Origin of the sequence: Streptomyces sp. NPDC057445, assembly GCF_042802855.1 — a bacterium.
Lineage (GTDB): Bacteria > Actinomycetota > Actinomycetes > Streptomycetales > Streptomycetaceae > Streptomyces.
Map to the genome: position 1 here is coordinate 187,436 of NZ_JBHVDH010000002.1, position 16,707 is coordinate 204,142.

Annotated in this window: 16 protein-coding genes; 4 read left to right on the forward strand and 12 right to left on the reverse strand. The window is 69.4% G+C overall.

Annotated features, from left to right (window positions below):
- Positions 1-44: 44 nt before the first annotated feature.
- From ACFU5O_RS05705 to ACFU5O_RS05715, 3 genes are read right to left on the reverse strand one after another with little or no spacing between them, the layout of a single operon-like run.
- Positions 45-536, reverse strand: a complete 492-nt coding sequence (locus ACFU5O_RS05705; RefSeq protein ID WP_384236798.1) for an NUDIX domain-containing protein — start codon at positions 534-536, stop codon at positions 45-47.
- Positions 537-579: 43 nt separating this feature from the next.
- Complete coding sequence (locus tag ACFU5O_RS05710) at positions 580-1,683, reverse strand: ADP-ribosylglycohydrolase family protein (protein WP_384236800.1); 1,104 nt, start codon at positions 1,681-1,683, stop codon at positions 580-582.
- A gap of 34 nt (positions 1,684-1,717) precedes the next feature.
- A complete protein-coding gene (locus tag ACFU5O_RS05715; RefSeq protein WP_384236802.1) occupies positions 1,718-1,948 on the reverse strand; it encodes a VOC family protein in 231 nt (76 codons plus the stop codon).
- 114 nt (positions 1,949-2,062) lie between these two features.
- On the opposite strand from ACFU5O_RS05715, the gene ACFU5O_RS05720 reads away from it, so the two are divergent.
- Positions 2,063-3,193 carry a glycerate kinase gene (locus tag ACFU5O_RS05720; RefSeq protein WP_384236804.1) on the forward strand — a complete coding sequence of 377 codons (1,131 nt, stop codon included), beginning with the start codon at positions 2,063-2,065 and terminating at the stop codon, positions 3,191-3,193.
- Positions 3,194-3,694: 501 nt separating this feature from the next.
- Entirely contained in the window at positions 3,695-4,507 is an 813-nt protein-coding gene (locus ACFU5O_RS05725; RefSeq protein WP_384237749.1) for an SAM-dependent methyltransferase, read from the forward strand.
- A gap of 98 nt (positions 4,508-4,605) precedes the next feature.
- Here ACFU5O_RS05725 and ACFU5O_RS05730 read toward each other — a convergent pair whose 3' ends face one another.
- Together ACFU5O_RS05730 and ACFU5O_RS05735 are read right to left on the reverse strand one after the other, a co-directional pair.
- Entirely contained in the window at positions 4,606-5,508 is a 903-nt protein-coding gene (locus tag ACFU5O_RS05730) for a helix-turn-helix domain-containing protein (protein WP_384236806.1), read from the reverse strand.
- A gap of 91 nt (positions 5,509-5,599) precedes the next feature.
- The gene (locus tag ACFU5O_RS05735; RefSeq protein WP_384236808.1) at positions 5,600-5,833 is read right to left on the reverse strand and encodes a DUF397 domain-containing protein; all 234 of its coding nucleotides are present in this window, start codon (positions 5,831-5,833) and stop codon (positions 5,600-5,602) included.
- A 167-nt stretch (positions 5,834-6,000) separates the two neighbouring features.
- On the opposite strand from ACFU5O_RS05735, the gene ACFU5O_RS05740 reads away from it, so the two are divergent.
- Positions 6,001-6,570: an ATP-binding protein gene (locus ACFU5O_RS05740; protein ID WP_384236809.1), complete on the forward strand. Its 570-nt coding sequence runs from the start codon at positions 6,001-6,003 to the stop codon at positions 6,568-6,570.
- A 24-nt stretch (positions 6,571-6,594) separates the two neighbouring features.
- Positions 6,595-8,220, forward strand: a complete 1,626-nt coding sequence (locus tag ACFU5O_RS05745; protein ID WP_384236812.1) for a GNAT family N-acetyltransferase — start codon at positions 6,595-6,597, stop codon at positions 8,218-8,220.
- Positions 8,221-8,286: 66 nt separating this feature from the next.
- On the opposite strand, the gene ACFU5O_RS05750 is transcribed toward ACFU5O_RS05745, so the two are convergent.
- The 7 genes from ACFU5O_RS05750 to ACFU5O_RS05780 form a co-directional block, all read right to left on the reverse strand.
- On the reverse strand, positions 8,287-10,182 hold the full coding sequence (locus tag ACFU5O_RS05750) for an AMP-binding protein (RefSeq protein ID WP_384236814.1): 1,896 nt from the start codon (positions 10,180-10,182) through the stop codon (positions 8,287-8,289).
- A 95-nt stretch (positions 10,183-10,277) separates the two neighbouring features.
- A complete protein-coding gene (pssA, locus tag ACFU5O_RS05755) occupies positions 10,278-11,162 on the reverse strand; it encodes a CDP-diacylglycerol--serine O-phosphatidyltransferase (protein WP_384236816.1) in 885 nt (294 codons plus the stop codon).
- A complete protein-coding gene (locus ACFU5O_RS05760) occupies positions 11,149-11,805 on the reverse strand; it encodes a phosphatidylserine decarboxylase (protein ID WP_384236818.1) in 657 nt (218 codons plus the stop codon). Before ACFU5O_RS05760 ends, pssA begins: the two co-directional genes overlap by 14 nt.
- Positions 11,806-11,976: 171 nt before the next feature.
- A complete protein-coding gene (locus tag ACFU5O_RS05765; RefSeq protein ID WP_384236820.1) occupies positions 11,977-13,182 on the reverse strand; it encodes an acyl-CoA dehydrogenase family protein in 1,206 nt (401 codons plus the stop codon).
- A 2-nt stretch (positions 13,183-13,184) separates the two neighbouring features.
- Positions 13,185-13,709, reverse strand: coding sequence for a MaoC family dehydratase (locus ACFU5O_RS05770; RefSeq protein ID WP_384236822.1), 525 nt, complete (start codon positions 13,707-13,709; stop codon positions 13,185-13,187).
- Positions 13,710-13,725: 16 nt separating this feature from the next.
- On the reverse strand, positions 13,726-14,691 hold the full coding sequence (locus ACFU5O_RS05775; RefSeq protein WP_384236824.1) for an HpcH/HpaI aldolase/citrate lyase family protein: 966 nt from the start codon (positions 14,689-14,691) through the stop codon (positions 13,726-13,728).
- Positions 14,688-16,700 carry a protein meaA gene (locus ACFU5O_RS05780; protein ID WP_384236826.1) on the reverse strand — a complete coding sequence of 671 codons (2,013 nt, stop codon included), beginning with the start codon at positions 16,698-16,700 and terminating at the stop codon, positions 14,688-14,690. The genes ACFU5O_RS05775 and ACFU5O_RS05780 overlap by 4 nt, the downstream gene beginning before the upstream one ends.
- Positions 16,701-16,707 lie beyond the last annotated feature (7 nt).

Genomic DNA, 16,707 nt, shown 5'->3' on the forward strand with positions numbered 1-16,707 from the left:
CGTGGGCGGCCGTCGTGCGCCGAGGGCCGGCGGCGTCCACCCGGTCAGGCCACCGGACGGCCGTCCACGAGATCCGCCGGACAACTGCCCTCGGCGAGCGCGTCGTACGCGGCCAGGACGCGGTGGCCCAGCGAGCCGAGCAGATGCGCGGTGATCTCGTCGCGCGTCACCAGCTTCCAGGACACCAGCTCCTCCTCCTGCAGCCGGATGGTCTTGATCTGCTCATCGGTCAGCACCCCGCCGTCGAACACGTACGCGACGATCGGAGGCCTCTCCACCCCCCGCACCCAGTCGACGGCGAGCAGCCGCCCCGGCGCGACGTCCAGGCCGATCTCCTCCAAGGTCTCGCGCCGTGCGGCCTCTCGCGGGGTCTCGCCCGTGTCGGACTCGATGGTTCCGCCCGGAAGTGCCCAGCCCTCACGGTAGTTGGGCTCGACGAGCAGTACCCGGCCCTCTGTGTCGCGGAAGAGCGTGGCGGCACCGGAGAGGATGCGGGGGAGTCCCGCGATGTAGGCGGCGTAGTCCGAGGTGGTCACCGGTGCAGCGTAGCCGCTCACCGAAGGAGCCCGCCCGCCCGTGTCAGATGGACGCCAATCGGGCCGTACGGTTGGCGAGTTCACCGATTCTCGAGCCGTCGAAGCCGAACACCGCGCTGCGCACCCGGTCCTCCAGGGGCCGTGTCCACTGGGGCGGGATGCCGGAGGCCCCGCACAGCACCCCCGCCACCGAACCGGCCGTCGCCCCGTTGGAGTCGGTGTCGAGGCCTCCCCGGACGGTGAGCGCGACGGTGGCGCTGAAGTCCCCTGCCCCGTAGAGCAGTCCGGCCGTGATCAGCGCGGCATTGGGGACGGTATGGATCCAGCCGAGCCCGCCGGTCTCCTCTGCGAGCGTATCGAGAGCGCCGGACCAGGACAGCCCGCTGTCGTGGAGGGCGGTGGTGCGGCGGATCGTGCGCGCGAGACGGCAGCTCGCCGGGATGCGGTCGAGGCCCGTGTCGATGGCCTCGCGTGCGTCGGCCGCGGTGAACGCCGCGGCGATCATCGCTGCCGCCCACATCGCCCCGTACACGCCGTTGCCGGTGTGGGACAGCACCGCGTCACGACGGGCGAGGGACGCGGCGCGGAGCGGATCGCCCGGACTGGTCCAGCCGAAGATGTCGGCGCGGATCAGGGCACCGATCCACTCCTGGTGCGGATTGTCGTACGTGGCGGTCAGCGGCGGCTTCAGGCCGGCCGCGAGGTTGCGGTACGCCGCCCGCTCCGCGGTGAACGTCTGCAGATACGGCAGCCGCAGCAGCCACAGTTCGCCGACCTGCTCGGTGGTGAACGCGAAACCATGGGTCTCCAGGAGATGGAGGCCCAGGATCGAGTAGTCCACGTCGTCGTCACGGCAACTTCCGTGGATCCGGCCGCGCACGCACTGCCGCCACTCCGGGCGCAGCTCGAAGCCGGCCGTACCGGCCGTACCGGCCGTCCCTGCCGTGCCCGGGGGCGGCTCGGGGAGGTAGTCGCTGAGCGGCAGCGCGTCGGTGAGCCGGAGATAGCGGTCGATCCGTTCGCGGGTCCAGTAGTCCCCGCGCTCGATGGGCTTCCCGAGCATGTTGCCGGCGATCCGGCCGAGCCAGCCGCCGAGGATCCGGTCCGCCGTCCGTGTGCCTTGAGCAGGTGCGCCTGAAGGCCTCATGTCTCGGGTGTACCCCGTTCCGGCCCGGAGCGGTTCAGGAACCGGGCAGATTCGTCCGCTGGATCTCCAGGTAGTGCGGGTTGTGCATGATTCCCGGAACGTTTCCCAAGGGGTCGACGACGGACGCTGTGACGAAGCCGGAGCCGCGGTCCTTCTGTTCCTCGTGTTCCTCCGCGCCCATGGGGCGCAGCGTGTCGAGCGTCTGCGCCACATCGTCGACATGCCGGTGGATGATCGCGCCGCCGGCGTCCGACGGCCCCTGCATTCGGCACGCGCTCCGGCCTCCTCCCCGGGGGCCTACGAGGGAGTGGCATGCCGTTCGGGGGCCGGATAAGGTCGGGGCGGCGCGACTGCCTGTTCGAAAGCAAGGGATAGCAAGGTGGCGAACGGAGCAGTTACTGCCGCGCGAGTGCTCGTCGCGGCGGACAAGTTCAAGGGCTCGCTCACGGCCGTACAGGTCGCCGAGCGGGTGACGGCGGGACTGCGGAGGGTCGCCCCGGGGCTGGCCGTGGAGACCCTTCCGGTCGCGGACGGCGGGGACGGCACGGTCGCGGCGGCGGTGGCGGCCGGGTTCGAGCGCCGTGAGGTACGGGTGACCGGGCCGCTCGGCGGGAAGCTGACCGCTGCGTATGCGCTGCGGGGCACCACCGCCGTGGTCGAGATGGCCGAGGCATCCGGCCTCCAGCACCTTCCCGAAGGCGTCTTCGCACCCCTCACCGCCACGACGTACGGCTCCGGTGAACTGCTGCGCGCCGCGCTCGACGCGGGCGCGCGGACGATCGTCTTCGGGGTCGGAGGAAGCGCGACGACGGACGGCGGAGCCGGGATGCTCGCCGCGCTGGGGGCCCGCTTCCTGAACGCCGACGGCGAGCCGGTCGGGCCGGGCGGGGGCGCGCTGAGCGAGCTTGCGACCGCGGACCTGTCCGCCCTGGACGCCCGCTTCAAGGACGTCGAGCTCGTCCTCGCCAGCGATGTGGACAACCCGCTGACCGGGCCGAAGGGCGCGCCCGCAGTCTTCGGCCCGCAGAAGGGCGCGTCGCCGCAGGACGTCGCCGCGCTGGACGCGGCACTCGCACACTATGCCTCGGTGCTCGGCCCGGAGCATGCCGACTCTCCCGGAGCGGGCGCGGCCGGCGGCATCGGATACGGGGCGCTGGTCGCCCTCGCCGCGGGCTTCCGGCCCGGCATCGAGGTCATGCTCGACATCCTGGGCTTCGCCACGGCCCTGGAGCGCGCCACCCTGGTGATCACCGGCGAGGGGTCGCTCGACGAGCAGACCCTCCACGGCAAGGCCCCGGCCGGCGTCGCCGCGGCGGCCCGTGCGGCGGGCAAGGAGGTCGTCGCCGTCTGCGGCCGCACCACGCTCGCCCCGGAGGCCCTCGCCCGGGCGGGTATCAGCCGTGCCTACGCCCTCCTGGACCTGGAGCCGGATCCAGCGGTCTGCATGACGCAGGCGGGCCCGCTGCTCGAGCTGGCGGCCGAGAACATCGCGCGGGACTTGTTCTTCTAGTGCTGTGACCGCAAAGGTCTGCCGAGTGGCTCGCGGCGTCCGGTGCGGTGCATCGCAAGGCGGTGGGGGCACGCCCGGCCGGAGCCGGGGGAGATCGCGTTCGTACTGGGGGTACTCGGGCGACCGACGCCAAGCCCGCGAGGTGCGGTGCCGTGCCTGCCAGGGGGCCTCCAGGCGCGGCTCCGGAGGAGTCGCGAGCCGGTGAGCCGGTGAACCTTTCCGGTCACAGCACCAGGCAAGGTCCACATGTTCCGTTCCGCACGCTACTCCCCAGAGTTTCGCCCGGGAGGCACCCCGGGCAGGCCCTCCTCCGTAGCCTTTCGGGGATCCGGCGCCGGGGCCCCGGCCCCGGCCCGGGGCGCCGTGGTCACCTCTCACGATCTGGCCGAAAGACGCCCTTGCCTTTTCCTTGCCCCGCGAACTACCTGTACCGCCTCCCCGGCTCTCCCTAGCATGTGCGTCTTGCAGAACCCGATTCCCACCGACGTGAATGAGGACTGGATGCAGCGCGAGTCGTGGCGCCCGGACGCCATCGACACGAAGGTGCCCAGCGTGGCACGTATGTACGACTACTTCCTGGGGGGCGAGGACAACTACCAGTCCGACCGTGACGCCTGTGTGGAACTGCTCAAGCAGGTCCCGAGCACCAAGACGCTCGCCGTCAACAACCGCCGCTTCCTGCGGCGCGTGGTACGGACGCTGGCCGCCGACCACGGGGTGCGGCAGTTCATCGACCACGGCTCGGGACTCCCGACCCAGGACAACGTCCACCAGGTCGCCCAGGCCGTCGACCCTTCCTCGCGCGTGGTCTACGTCGACAACGACCCGATCGTGCTGGCGCACGGCCGTGCGCTGCTGGAGGAGAACGAACGCACCGCGGTCATCCAGGCCGACATGCGTGACACCGAAGGCATTTTCGGTCACGAGGAGACGACGAGGCTGATCGACTTCAGCCGGCCGGTGGCCGCCCTGTTCGTCTCGGTGATGCACTGCATACCTGACGAGTCCGATCCAGCGGGCCTCGTCAGAAGTGTCGCAGAACGCCTCGTGCCGGGGAGCTTCCTCGTGGTCTGCCAGCTCGTCAGCGACCGGCCCGAGATCCGCAAGTTCGTCACCGACTTCATGGCGGAGGCGACGGGCGGCCACTGGGGCCGGGTGCGCGAGGAGCGCGAAGTGACCGAGTACTTCGCGGGCCTGGAGATCCTGGAGCCGGGCCTGGTCGAGGTGTCGACCTGGCGGCCGGACAACGACCTCGCCCCCGTCCAGCTGACCGACGAGTGGATCGAGTGGGGCGGAGTCGCTCGTATCGCGTGACGCCGGGACGGTCTTCTTCGCACGTGGCCCCGGGGCGATGCCGACGAGCATCACCCCGGGGCCACGGTGATGTTCGGGGGCGATGTTCAGGCCGGGACTCAGAGGCTGCTCAGCCGCTCCTGTATCAGGCCGAGTGACTCCTTGGGCGTGAGGGCGCAGGCGCCGAGACGGTCCATCATGTCGCGGTACTGCTCGACGACCTGAGGCTTCTGACTGAACGTACTGTCCGTCAGATGCTCGATGTAGACGGCGTCCTTCAGGTCGTCGAGCGCGAAGCGCAGATAGGTCACACCCGTGCCCACACCCACCGACGCCGTCACGTCCAACGGGGCGATCTGGAGGGTGATACGGGGCTGCTGGGTCATCGAGACGAGATGCTCGAGCTGCCCCCGCATCACCTGGTCGCCGCCGACCGTCCGCATCAGTACGGACTCGTCGATCACGGCCCACAGGCGCGGACCGTCGGGCTGACCGAGCTGCCGCTGTCGCTCCTGGCGCAGTTCGACCCGGCGCAGGACGTCGTGCGTGTACAGCCGGGCGGGCCCGGACTGGATCACCGCACGTGCGTAGGCGGGCGTCTGCAGCAGGCCGGGCACATAGAACGGCTCGTAGGTACGGATCGTCGCGGCTGCGCCCTCGAGCGCGACCAGCGGGGTGAAGAAGTCGGAGAGGACATCACTGAAGGAGCGCCACCAGTCGGCCCGGCGGGACTGCTCCACCAGCCGCAGGAACTCCGCGACGCGCTCCTCGCCGTTCACGCCGTAGAGACCGAGCAGGGCGAGTGCGTCGGCCGGCTTGCAGCCGTGGCGGCCGAGTTCGATACGGCTGGTCTTGGACCTCGAAAAGCCGAGCTGGTCGTCGACCGCGGAAGGATCGAGTCCGGCGCCGATGCGCAGTTCACGCAGCTTGCCGCCCAGGATCACCTTCAGGGCGGTCGGATTGCTTTCGACCGCTCCCAGCGGCCCGACGAACAACGACGGGCTCGGTTCGACTGCAGCCATCGCGCGCTCCTGCGGATTATGAGAAGACCACGACACTATCCCGCACACGCGGGCGAGAGCCACGGGGAACTGGTCGGCCCCATGGAGGAAATCAGCCAATCATGGAGTCGAAGTCGCCATCCCGGGCTCCCGCCATGAAGGCTGCCACCTCGTCGCGCGTATAGACAAGCGCCGGCCCATGCGGGTCGCGGGAGTTGCGCACGGCCACCCGGTCACCAGGCAGCGCAGCCAACTCCACACAGTTGCCTGTGGCGTTGCTGTGACTGCTCTTGACCCAGACCGCCGAGTGCAGCGCGTCCGCCTGCATGCCGTTGGTGTACTCCATGCCCAACGAACCCCTTTTCTTCGTACGCCAGTTCGCCTCGAATCAGGCCAGTGCAATTCCAGATGCAATTGCATTTTCGAGGTGCTCTCGACAATACTCGTTCCGCATCGACTGCCGCAGCGTCGAACACCGAAGCCTGCAGGGGGACATGACCAGTGACGATTTACATGTCAACCAGTGCGAGCACCACATCGGAGCCTGGCGACCGGCTCCCGCCTGCGGAATTCGACCAGAAGCCATCCCTCGGCGGATCGCGGGCCCAACCACTCCCAGGCCTGGAGGACTACCTCCGGCCCGGCGGCTTCGCCGCCTGTGGGCTGGACGGGAGACTTCAGAACGCCTGTCAGGCACGCCGGTTCGTCAGTATCACGCTGAACGGCTGGGCCCTGGAGGCCCTTGTTCCGGACATGGAGCTCGTCGTCAGCGAACTGGTCACCAACGCGGTCCAGCACGCGCTCGGCGAGGCCGCGGCCGAACCCACGGGCTATCCCCTCTGGCTGGGGCTCTGCAGGCGCCCGGGACAGGTCGTCTGCACGGTCACCGACCCGAGCCCCGAGCCTCCGCGTCCGCGCGCCACCGAGAGTTCGGCGCTCGGGGGAAGGGGACTCGCCCTGGTCGGTGCCCTGAGCGAGAGCTGGTCCTGGTCCCTCACGCCGCCGCGGGGCAAGGCCGTGTGGGCGACCCTCGCCGACCCTGCCGCCACGGTCCGAGGCCCCTCGCCGCTTACCGGTCGGTGACCGCGCCCTCGGGCCAGGGTCGTCGTGCTGCGGATACGTGATGCCCGTCCCGATGAGGCGGAGGCGCTCAGCGCACTGGTGATGCGGTCCAAGGCGTACTGGGGCTACGACGAGAAGTTCCTTGCAGCGTGCAGGGATGAACTCGGCATCAACGCCGAGGAGTTGACGGCCAGGCGGGTTGTCGTGGCCGTCGACGCCGGCACGGTGGCCGGCGTGGCCTCACTGGAAGGGTCGCCACCGGAAGGGAAGTTGGGGCTGCTCTTCGTCGAGCCCCGGTTGATCCGTACCGGTGTGGGGCGACAGCTGTACATGCATGTGCTGCGCACGGCGCGGGAGTCGGGATTCCGCCGACTGGCCATCGACGCCGATCCGCACGCGCTGCCGTTCTACCGGGCGATGGGCGCGATGCCGCCGCTGGAGGTCGCGCTGCTGCCGCGGCCGCGTTGGCTGCGGGCATGGACGGGCGACGCCGGACGTGCGGTGCACATCGGCAATGCGGGTGAGTTCCAGAGGCAGTTCGGACCTGTGCCTGGCGAGGCGGCAGCGCACTACTCCTGCATGGCCGTCCTTGCGACCCCGCACCCTGCTGCGCTCGTACTGCCCAACAGGGTGCCGCGCGGATGGCTCGGCCTCCTCGCCCGGCAACTTGCCTGGGGGGAAGTGGAGTTGTACGACGGACTGGACGGGCATGTGCACCGGACGCTGGGGCGCCATCTCCGAGGGCTCGGGCTGCCGGTCGTGGCCTGGGGCCACACCGAGGCCGTCGGGGAACTGTCGGGACGCCGACTCCCGGAAGGGGCACTGCGGTACGAGTCCAAGCGGGCGTCGAACGGGCTGTTCCGGGAACTGGCCCCGGCCCACCCGGGCATCGTCGTACCCGAGCAGTGGCGTCCGGACGGCCGCCTTCGTGCCGCCCGGCTGATCCGCGCCCGGGCCCGCCGCGGCGCGGCCACCGTCGTCAAGAGCGAACACGGTGCGGGCGGCCACGGCACCCGGATCGTCACCTCGGCGCGCCGTCTGCCGCGCGGGCCGCTGCTCCTCGAGGAGCACATCGCGGGCGGGTTCCCGCGCGACGTCACCTACGACGGACTCGTCGACGAGTGCGGTCAGGTGCACGATGTCGGCACCGCCGCCATGGACGTCGAGGACACCGTCTACCAGGGTGCCACCGTCGGCCCCGGTGTCGTCCCGGGGCAACTGGACTCATATGCAGTGGAGTTCGGTCACGCCGTCGGCCGGGAACTCGCCCGGACCGGATACCGCGGCTGGTACGACGTCGACTTCGTCGCGGCCCCCGACGGTCGCCTGGCACCCACCGAGACGAACCTCCGGATGAGCGGACCGTCCGTGGCGTTCATGGTGCAGGCGCGGCTGGACGAGATCCGCGGTGACGGCCATCTCGTACGGTCCCTCGACCATGTCCCGCTCGGAGCCCGGTTGCCCGAGCGGGAGCTCATCGCCTTCCTGCGGGAGCTGACCCAGCGCTGTGCCGCTGTGGACACGGTGCTGCTGACGTCGATACCCACGGCCGCCTTCGCCCCTGCCCCGTACGTGGGACTCGTACTGGCGGCCCGCACCACCGGCCTCCTCGACACGGCTGAGGCACTGGTGCGCGAAGCAGGAGCCCGTCTCGGCCGCATGTTCCGCTGATGTCGCCGGTCGCCGGTTGCGGTTGCCGGTCGCCGGTCGCCGGCGCTCCGGACCGCGGGTGCCGCGTCACCGGTCGTCGGCGCGCCGTGCCACCGCCCATGCGACGACGACTCCTGCTGCGATCATCAACGGCACATTGAAGGCGTAGACCAGCGCCGCCTGCCGGGGCCAGTCGTCCTTCGACGCCAGCCGGTAGAAGTTGTCCTGCGGCCACCATGAGACAAGCAGCCACACGAGGGCCAGATGCGCCGCCACGGTCAGCCCGAGCGGCTTGCCCTGCCGCCGCATCGCCGGTCGGCCGTTCACCAGGAACGTCACACCGACAGTGAAGGCCAGCCACTCGGCCAGGTACAGCCCCCGGAAGAGCGTGGCCCAGGACTCCGGGACCAGCGACAGATCCGTGGAGCCCGGCCAGAGCTCGTCGGTCAGCGTCACCGCCAGGGCGAACACGACGAGCGGCAGCAGGCACCACCGCACCGGTGCGAACATCCGGCCCCGGCCCGGATCGTGGGCCGCCCCACCGCCGACCGCACTGCCGAACTTTCCGCCGGAGCGACGGGCGGATGCCGGCTGCGGCCGTCCCGGCAGCGCCCGCCTGTCCACCTTCCCCGCCTCGTTGCGCGGCAGCGAGGGGATCGACACCACGCTCCGCGGTATGTCCGCAGCCGGGACGGCACCTCTCAGATGAGTGCGCAGACCGGCCGCGGTGGGCGCGCCGGCGTCATCGCCCTGGCCACCGGCTCCGGCGCTCTCAGGCACCACATAGGCGGTGAGCTCGCCACCGCTCTCCCCGACCACCGCCTCGCGCACCGCCGGATGACCCGCCAGTGCCGATTCGACCCGGTACGTGTCCACGGTCCGGCCGTCCACCGTGACCCGGGCGGCCGAGCGGCCCCGGAACTCCAGCGGTCTTTCGCCCTCCCGCCGCCCCAGATCCCCGGTGTCGACCGCGTCGCCGCCGTCCGGCGGGGTCAGCCGGATCCGGTCCTTGCGGAGCTCCACCGCACAGCCCGGAAAGGGCGTGCCCAGATACGAGCTCCCCTCCGGGCGCTCCACCGGCCCCGGCAGCTGATCCGTCTCGAACCAGGTACCGCAGCCGGCCGCCTCCGTCGGCCCGTACACATGGATCACCCGGGCTCCGGGCGCGAGCCGCTCCTCCAGCCGCAGCTGCTCGGCCAGCGTCAGGCGCTCGCCGCCCACGGCCATCAGCCGCAGGGACGGAAGCTCGTCGGCCGGGAGCGCCGCAGCGGTCACCGGGTCCACGTCCGCGACCGTGACCGGTTCGCCGCCCACCGGCCCGCGGGCGGCCACCAGCGTCGCCCCCGAGCACAGAGCCCGGATCCAGCCGCCCGTGAACTCGGTCGTCCCCGGCACGGCCGTCACCAGCAGCGCGTCCCCGCCCGTCAGCCGGTACACCTCGTCCCACGCCCGGTACGCGGCCGTCAGCCGCGCATGAGAGGCGGGCACCGGGCGCCGCTCGCCCGTCGTCGTACCCGCCGTGAACAGCACGGCGGCGTTCGCACCCGGTGTGGTCCCCGACGGAATCGCGGAATGCGCCGCCGTCGCGTCACGGAGCATGTCCAGGCGGACGACGGTTTGGTCCTCACCGGGATCGACCCGGGGCAGCAGTGCCGACTCGGCGATCACGACCCGTGCGCCGGAGACATCCAGCATCTGCCGTATGTCCCCGACTGTCCCGTTCTGCGGTACGACGGTGAAGGCGCCGCCCGCCTTCAGCGCTCCCAGCACCCCCACCAGTACATCCGCCACCCGCGTGGCGCACACGGCCATGACCGCGCCGGCGGGCGGTCGCGTGACCTCCAGCAGGTGCCGGGCCAGCCGTTCGGCCCGCTCGTCCAGTTCCCCGTAGCTGGTCCGGGAGTCCTCGGTGACCACGGCGGCGCGGTCCGGCGCCTCCTGGACCCGTTCCTCGAACAGCTGATGCAGTTGTCCCCCTGACACCGGTTGATCGTCCCAGACCGCGGAGCACGGCGGTAGAGCATGGCGAAGGGCCCGGGTGCCGTGCACCCGGGCCCTTCGTCGTCGTACTCGAACCGCTACGGCAGCTGAGCGGACGCCCGTGCCTCACGCCGGTTGTCCCGGAACGTGTTCACCCGTCGCGCCGTCGCGAACAGCGGGATCGTCGCAGCGAGGACGATCTGCAGCGCACAGCCGGTCTGCAGCAGCAGCTCTCCGCCCGGCGCGTCGAACGCCCATGCGGCCAGCAGCCCCATCGCCGCCACGATCCAGCTGAGCATCGCCACCGCGAGCTTGCCTCGCGGCTTCGGGTACTCGACCCGGCTCACCATCAGCCAGGCGGTACCGATGATCGCCAGCAGCGTCGGGATGAAGGGCAGCTCCAGCAGCACGATCGACACGACCGTGAGCGCACCGAAGGGGCTCGGCATGCCCTGGAACATGCCGTCCTTCATCGTCACGCACGAGAATCTGGCCAGTCGCAGCACGACGGCCAGCAGCACCACGATCGCGGCGACCGCCGAGACCTTCTGGTGCGCGTCGTCGGCGACCATGCCGTACACGAGGACGAAGTACGCCGGCGCCAGCCCGAAGCTGATCAGGTCGGACAGGTTGTCCAGCTCCGCGCCCATCGGCGAGCTGCGGAGCTTGCGCGCCACCAGTCCGTCGAACAGGTCGAACACGGCGGCACAGAGCATCAGGATCACCGCGGTCGCGGCAGAATGCCGCGCCATGCCGCTCTCGGGGCTGCCCACGAGATGCGGAATGAGGATTCCGGTGGTGGTGAAGTACACCGCCATGAATCCGCAGGTCGCGTTGCCGAGAGTCAGGGTGTCCGCTATCGACAGCCGCAGAGAGAGGGGCATCTCCTCGGCCTCGTCCACGGCCCCCGAGCCGGACCCGGCTGCCGAGGCCTCGGCCTCCGCCGCCCAGCCCGCCTGTGTCTCGGGATCAATCACGGTCAATGCGAGTCACCCCCGCGGTCGTGGCCTGGCCGACCTCGACAGCGACCTCGACGCCGGCGGGGAGGTAGATGTCGACGCGCGAGCCGAAACGGATCAGACCGATTCGCTCACCCTGCTCGACCTTGGTGCCCTGCGGGATGTACGGAACGATGCGGCGCGCCACGGCGCCCGCGATCTGGATCATCTCGATGTCACCGAGTTCGGTGTCGAAGTGCCAGACAACGCGCTCGTTGTTCTCGCTCTCCTTGTTGAACGCGGGAACGAATCCGCCGGGCACATGCTCGACGGAGGTCACCGTGCCGGCGAGCGGGGCACGGTTGACGTGAACATTCAGCGGGCTCATGAAGATGGCGACGCGGGTACGCCCGTCCTTCCACGGCATGATGCTCTGCACCACACCGTCGGCCGGGGAGATGACCCGGCCCTGGGCGATCTCGCGCTCGGGGTCGCGGAAGAACCACAGCATGCCCGCCGCGAGCGCGGTGGTGGGCACGGCGACGGCGGCGGCACGCCTCGACCGGCGGGCTCGCATCAGGCTCAGCGCCGCGGTAGCGACGGTCGGCAGAAGCCACGGCGATGCTCCGCGCGCGAGGCGTACGCCAAGGAGGCTGTCGCGTGGTGCAGAGGTTTGGCTGTGGGGCATGGATGACCTTCGTAGCGGATTATGCCGCGCTGGCAACAGGGGGACGGCGGCTTTCCGGCTGATGCTATCGGTTGCGGGTCGCAACTGGGCAAGCCAGAAGTCGAGTCGACGGCCGGAAGAAGATAACACGGTGTGATCTTCTTCGCGGCCGAACCGACCCAAAAGCGACATTCAGCCCTGGAATCGGTACTCCTCGAGGAGCCGACGACCAATGATCATTTTCTGGATCTCGGCGGTACCCTCACCGATCAACAGCATCGGAGCCTCGCGGTAGAGGCGCTCGATCTCGTACTCCTTGGAGAAGCCGTAACCGCCGTGGATACGGAAGGCGTCCTCGACGACTTCCTTGCAGTACTCGGAGGCGAGGTACTTCGCCATCCCTGCCTCCAGGTCGTTTCGCTCCCCGGAGTCCTTTTTGCGAGCTGCGTTGACCATCATCGCATGGGCGGCCTCGACCTTGGTAGCCATCTCCGCGAGCTTGAACTGGATGGCCTGGTGCTGGGCGATCGGCTTGCCGAAGGTGTGGCGCTGCTGGGCGTAGGAGACGCCCAGCTCGAAGGCGCGCTGAGCGACGCCGCAGCCACGTGCCGCCACGTTGACCCGGCCGACTTCCACGCCGTCCATCATTTGGTAAAACCCTCGGCCGGTGGTGCCGCCCAGGACCCGATTGGCCGGAATGCGCAGTCCGTCCATGATGAGCTCGGTCGTGTCGACGCCCTTGTAGCCCATCTTGTCGATCTTCCCGGGAATGGTGAGGCCGGGGCGGACCTCTCCGAAGCCGGGCTCCTTCTCGATCAGGAAGGTCGTCATCGACTTGTGCGGGGCGGAACCTTCGGGGTGTCCTTCGTCACTCCGGACGAGAACGGCCACCAGGGTCGACGTGCCGCCGTTCGTCAGCCACATCTTCTGGCCGTTGAGGACGTACTCGTCGCCGTCCTTCACCGCCTTCGACGTGATGGCCGACACATCGGAGCCGAGTCCGGGCTCGGACATCGAGAACGCGCCGCGCACCTCGCCGGCCGCCATCCGCGGAAGGAAGTACTCCTTCTGCTCCTGGGTGCCGTGCTGCTTCAGCATGTACGCCACGATGAAGTGTGTGTTGATGATGCCGGAGACGGACATCCAGCCCCGGGCGATCTCCTCGACGCAGAGCGCGTACGTGAGCAGGGACTCGCCCAGGCCCCCGTACTCCTCGGGAATCATCAGCCCGAAGAGCCCGAGCTCCTTCAGGCCGTCGACGATCTGCTGCGGGTACTCGTCGCGGTGCTCCAGCTCGGTCGCGACCGGAAGGATCTCCTTGTCGACAAAGTCCCTGACGGTCGCCAGGATCTCCTGCTGGATGTCGGTCAGACCCGCGGTCTGGGCAAGTCGGGCCATGACTACTTCTCCGCCTTCTTCGTGGGCTCGATCAGCTCCGGACGGCCGGGCTGCTCGCCGCCGCGCTCCTTGATGTACGTCTCGGTGGGGACCATCACCTTGCGGCGGAACACGCACACGAGCGTGCCGTCCTGCTTGTAGCCCTTGGTCTCGACGTAGACGATCCCGCGGTCGCTCTTCGACTTCGACGGGGTCTTGTCCAGAACGGTCGTCTCGCCGTAGATGGTGTCGCCGTGGAAGGTCGGTGCCACGTGCCGCAGCGACTCGATCTCCAGGTTGGCGATGGCCTTGCCCGAGACGTCCGGCACGGACATTCCCAGCAGCAGCGAGTAGATGTAGTTGCCCACGACGACGTTCTTCCCGAAGTCGGTCGTCTTCTCCGCATAGTTGGTGTCCATGTGGAGCGGGTGGTGGTTCATCGTCAGGAGACAGAAGAGGTGGTCGTCGTACTCCGTGACCGTCTTCCCCGGCCAGTGCTTGTAAACCGCACCGACCTCGAACTCCTCGTACGTGCGTCCGAACTGCATGATGCTCAGGGCTCCCTTAGCCGACGGGGATTTCGAACTTCGAGGTACGGGTCATACCGGCGGCGCGGCCCTTGCCGGAGATGACCAGTGCCATCTTGCGGCTGGCCTCGTCGATCATCTCGTCGCCGAGCATCGCGGAGCCCTTCTTGCCGCCGGCCGCGGACGTGTAGTACTCGTACGCGTCGAGGATCAGCTCGGCGTGGTCGAAGTCCTCCTGGGAGGGCGAGAAGATCTCGTTGGCCGCGGCGACCTGGTCCGGGTGCAGCACCCACTTGCCGTCGAAGCCGAGGGCGGCGGCACGCTGGGCGACGGCGCGGTAGCCCTCCTGGTTGCGGATCTGCAGGTAGGGGCCGTCGATCGCCTGGAGGTTGTTGGCGCGGGCGGCCATGAGGATCTTCATCAGGATGTAGTGGTAGGCGTCGGCCGGGTAGCCGGGCGGCTGCTCGCCGACGACCAGCGACTTCATGTTGATGGAGGCCATGAAGTCTGCCGGGCCGAAGATGATCGTCTCCACGCGCGGGGAGGCCTGGGCGATCGCGTTGACGTTGTTGAGGCCCTGGGCGTTCTCGATCTGCGCCTCGATGCCGATCTTGCCGACCTCGAAGCCCATCGTCTTCTCGATCTGGGTCAGCAGCAGGTCGAGCGCGACGATCTGCTCTGCGTCCTGGACCTTGGGCAGCATGATGCAGTCGAGGTTCTGCCCCGCGCCCTCGACGACCGTCACGACGTCCCGGTACGTCCAGTGGGTGGTCCAGTCGTTGACCCGCACGACACGTGTCTTGCCCGTCCAGTCGCCCTCGTTGAGGAACTTGACGATGGTGTGCCGTGCCTCGGGCTTGGCCAGCGGCGCGCACGCGTCCTCCAGGTCCAGGAAGACCTGGTCGGCGGGAAGGCCCTGGGCCTTCTCCAGGAAGCGCGGGTTCGAACCGGGGACCGCGAGACAGGAGCGTCGCGGACGCAGGCGGTTCACGGGGCTGGTCATGCGGGGACCTCCAGGGGGTCGAGCTTGTTCGCTTTCCGGATCTCGTCGACGATACGTCCGATGATCTCCGTGATACCGAAGTCCTTCGGGGTGAAGACGGCGGCCACACCCGCACGCTTCAGATCCTCGGCGTCGCTGTTCGGGATGATCCCGCCCACGATCACCGGGATGTCGGACGCGCCGGCCTCGCGCAGGCGCGTCAGTACGTCCGGCACCAGCTCGGCGTGCGAGCCGGACAGGATCGACAGGCCCACGCAGTGCACGTCCTCGGCCAGCGCCGCGTTGACGATCTGCTCGGGCGTGAGCCGGATTCCCTGGTAGACCACCTCGAAGCCGGCGTCGCGCGCGCGTACGGCGATCTGCTCGGCACCGTTCGAGTGTCCGTCCAGACCCGGCTTGCCGACCAGCAGCCGCAGCCGGCCCGAGGCCAGCTCGTCGGCGGTACGGGCCACCTTCTCCCGTACGAGCGCCATCGGCGTGCCCTCCTCGGCGGTCACGGCGACCGGCGCGGACGACACTCCGGTCGGTGCGCGGAACTCGCCGAAGACGTCCCGCAGCGCCCAGGCCCACTCGCCGGTGGTGACTCCGGCACGGGCGCACTCGACGGTGGCGGCCATCATGTTGCCGTCCCCCGCCGCCGTGGCCTTCAGTGCCGCCAGTGCGTCCTGGGCGCGGCCCTCCTCGCGGTTGTCGCGCCACTCGTGGAGCTTCGCGACGACGCGGGCCTCGTTCGCCGGGTCGACCGTCATGATCGCGGTGTCGAGGTCCGCGGTGAGCGGGTTGGGCTCGGTGGTCTCGAAGATGTTGACGCCGATGATCTTCTCGTCGCCGGCCTCGATCCGGGCGCGCCGCTCGGCGTGCGAGGACACCAGCTGCGACTTGAGATATCCGGACTCGACGGCCGCCATCGCGCCGCCCATCCCCTGGATGCGGTCGATCTCGGCGAGCGACTCCTGGACCAGGGCGTCCACCTTGGCCTCGATGACGTGCGAGCCCGCGAATATGTCCTCGTACTCCAGCAGGTCGCTCTCGTGCGCGAGGACCTGCTGGATCCGCAGCGACCACTGCTGGTCCCAGGGCCTGGGCAGGCCGAGCGCCTCGTTCCACGCCGGAAGCTGTACGGCGCGGGCGCGGGCGTCCTTGGAGAGGGTCACGGCCAGCATCTCCAGGACGATGCGCTGGACGTTGTTCTCCGGCTGGGCCTCGGTCAGACCCAGGGAGTTGACCTGGACGCCGTAGCGGAAGCGGCGCTGCTTGTCGTTCTCGATGCCGTACCGCTCGCGCGTGACCTTGTCCCAGATGCGGCCGAAGGCGCGCATCTTGCACATCTCCTCGATGAAGCGGACGCCCGCGTTCACGAAGAAGGAGATACGGGCCACCACATCGCCGAACTTCTCCTGCGGCACCTGTCCTGAGTCCCGGACCGCGTCGAGCACGGCGATCGCGGTGGACATCGCGTAGGCGATCTCCTGGACAGGTGTGGCCCCCGCCTCCTGCAGGTGGTAGCTGCAGATGTTGATCGGGTTCCACTTGGGGATGTTCGCCACCGTGTAGGTGATCATGTCCGTCGTCAGCCGAAGCGACGGGCCGGGCGGGAAGACATGCGTCCCGCGCGACAGATACTCCTTCACGATGTCGTTCTGGGTCGTCCCCTGGAGCTTGGTGATGTCCGCGCCCTGCTCCTCCGCGACCACCTGATAGAGCGCCAGCAGCCACATGGCGGTGGCGTTGATGGTCATCGAGGTGTTCATCTGCTCCAGGGGGATGTCCTGGAACAGCCGGCGCATGTCACCGAGGTGCGAGACGGGGACCCCGACCCGGCCGACCTCGCCGCGGGCGAGGATGTGGTCGGGGTCGTAGCCGGTCTGCGTCGGCAGGTCGAACGCGACCGACAGGCCGGTCTGGCCCTTGGCGAGGTTGCGGCGGTACAGCTCGTTGGACGCCTCTGCCGTGGAGTGACCGGCGTACGTGCGCATGAGCCACGGCCGGTCCTTCTGACGCTCTGTCATCTGGTGG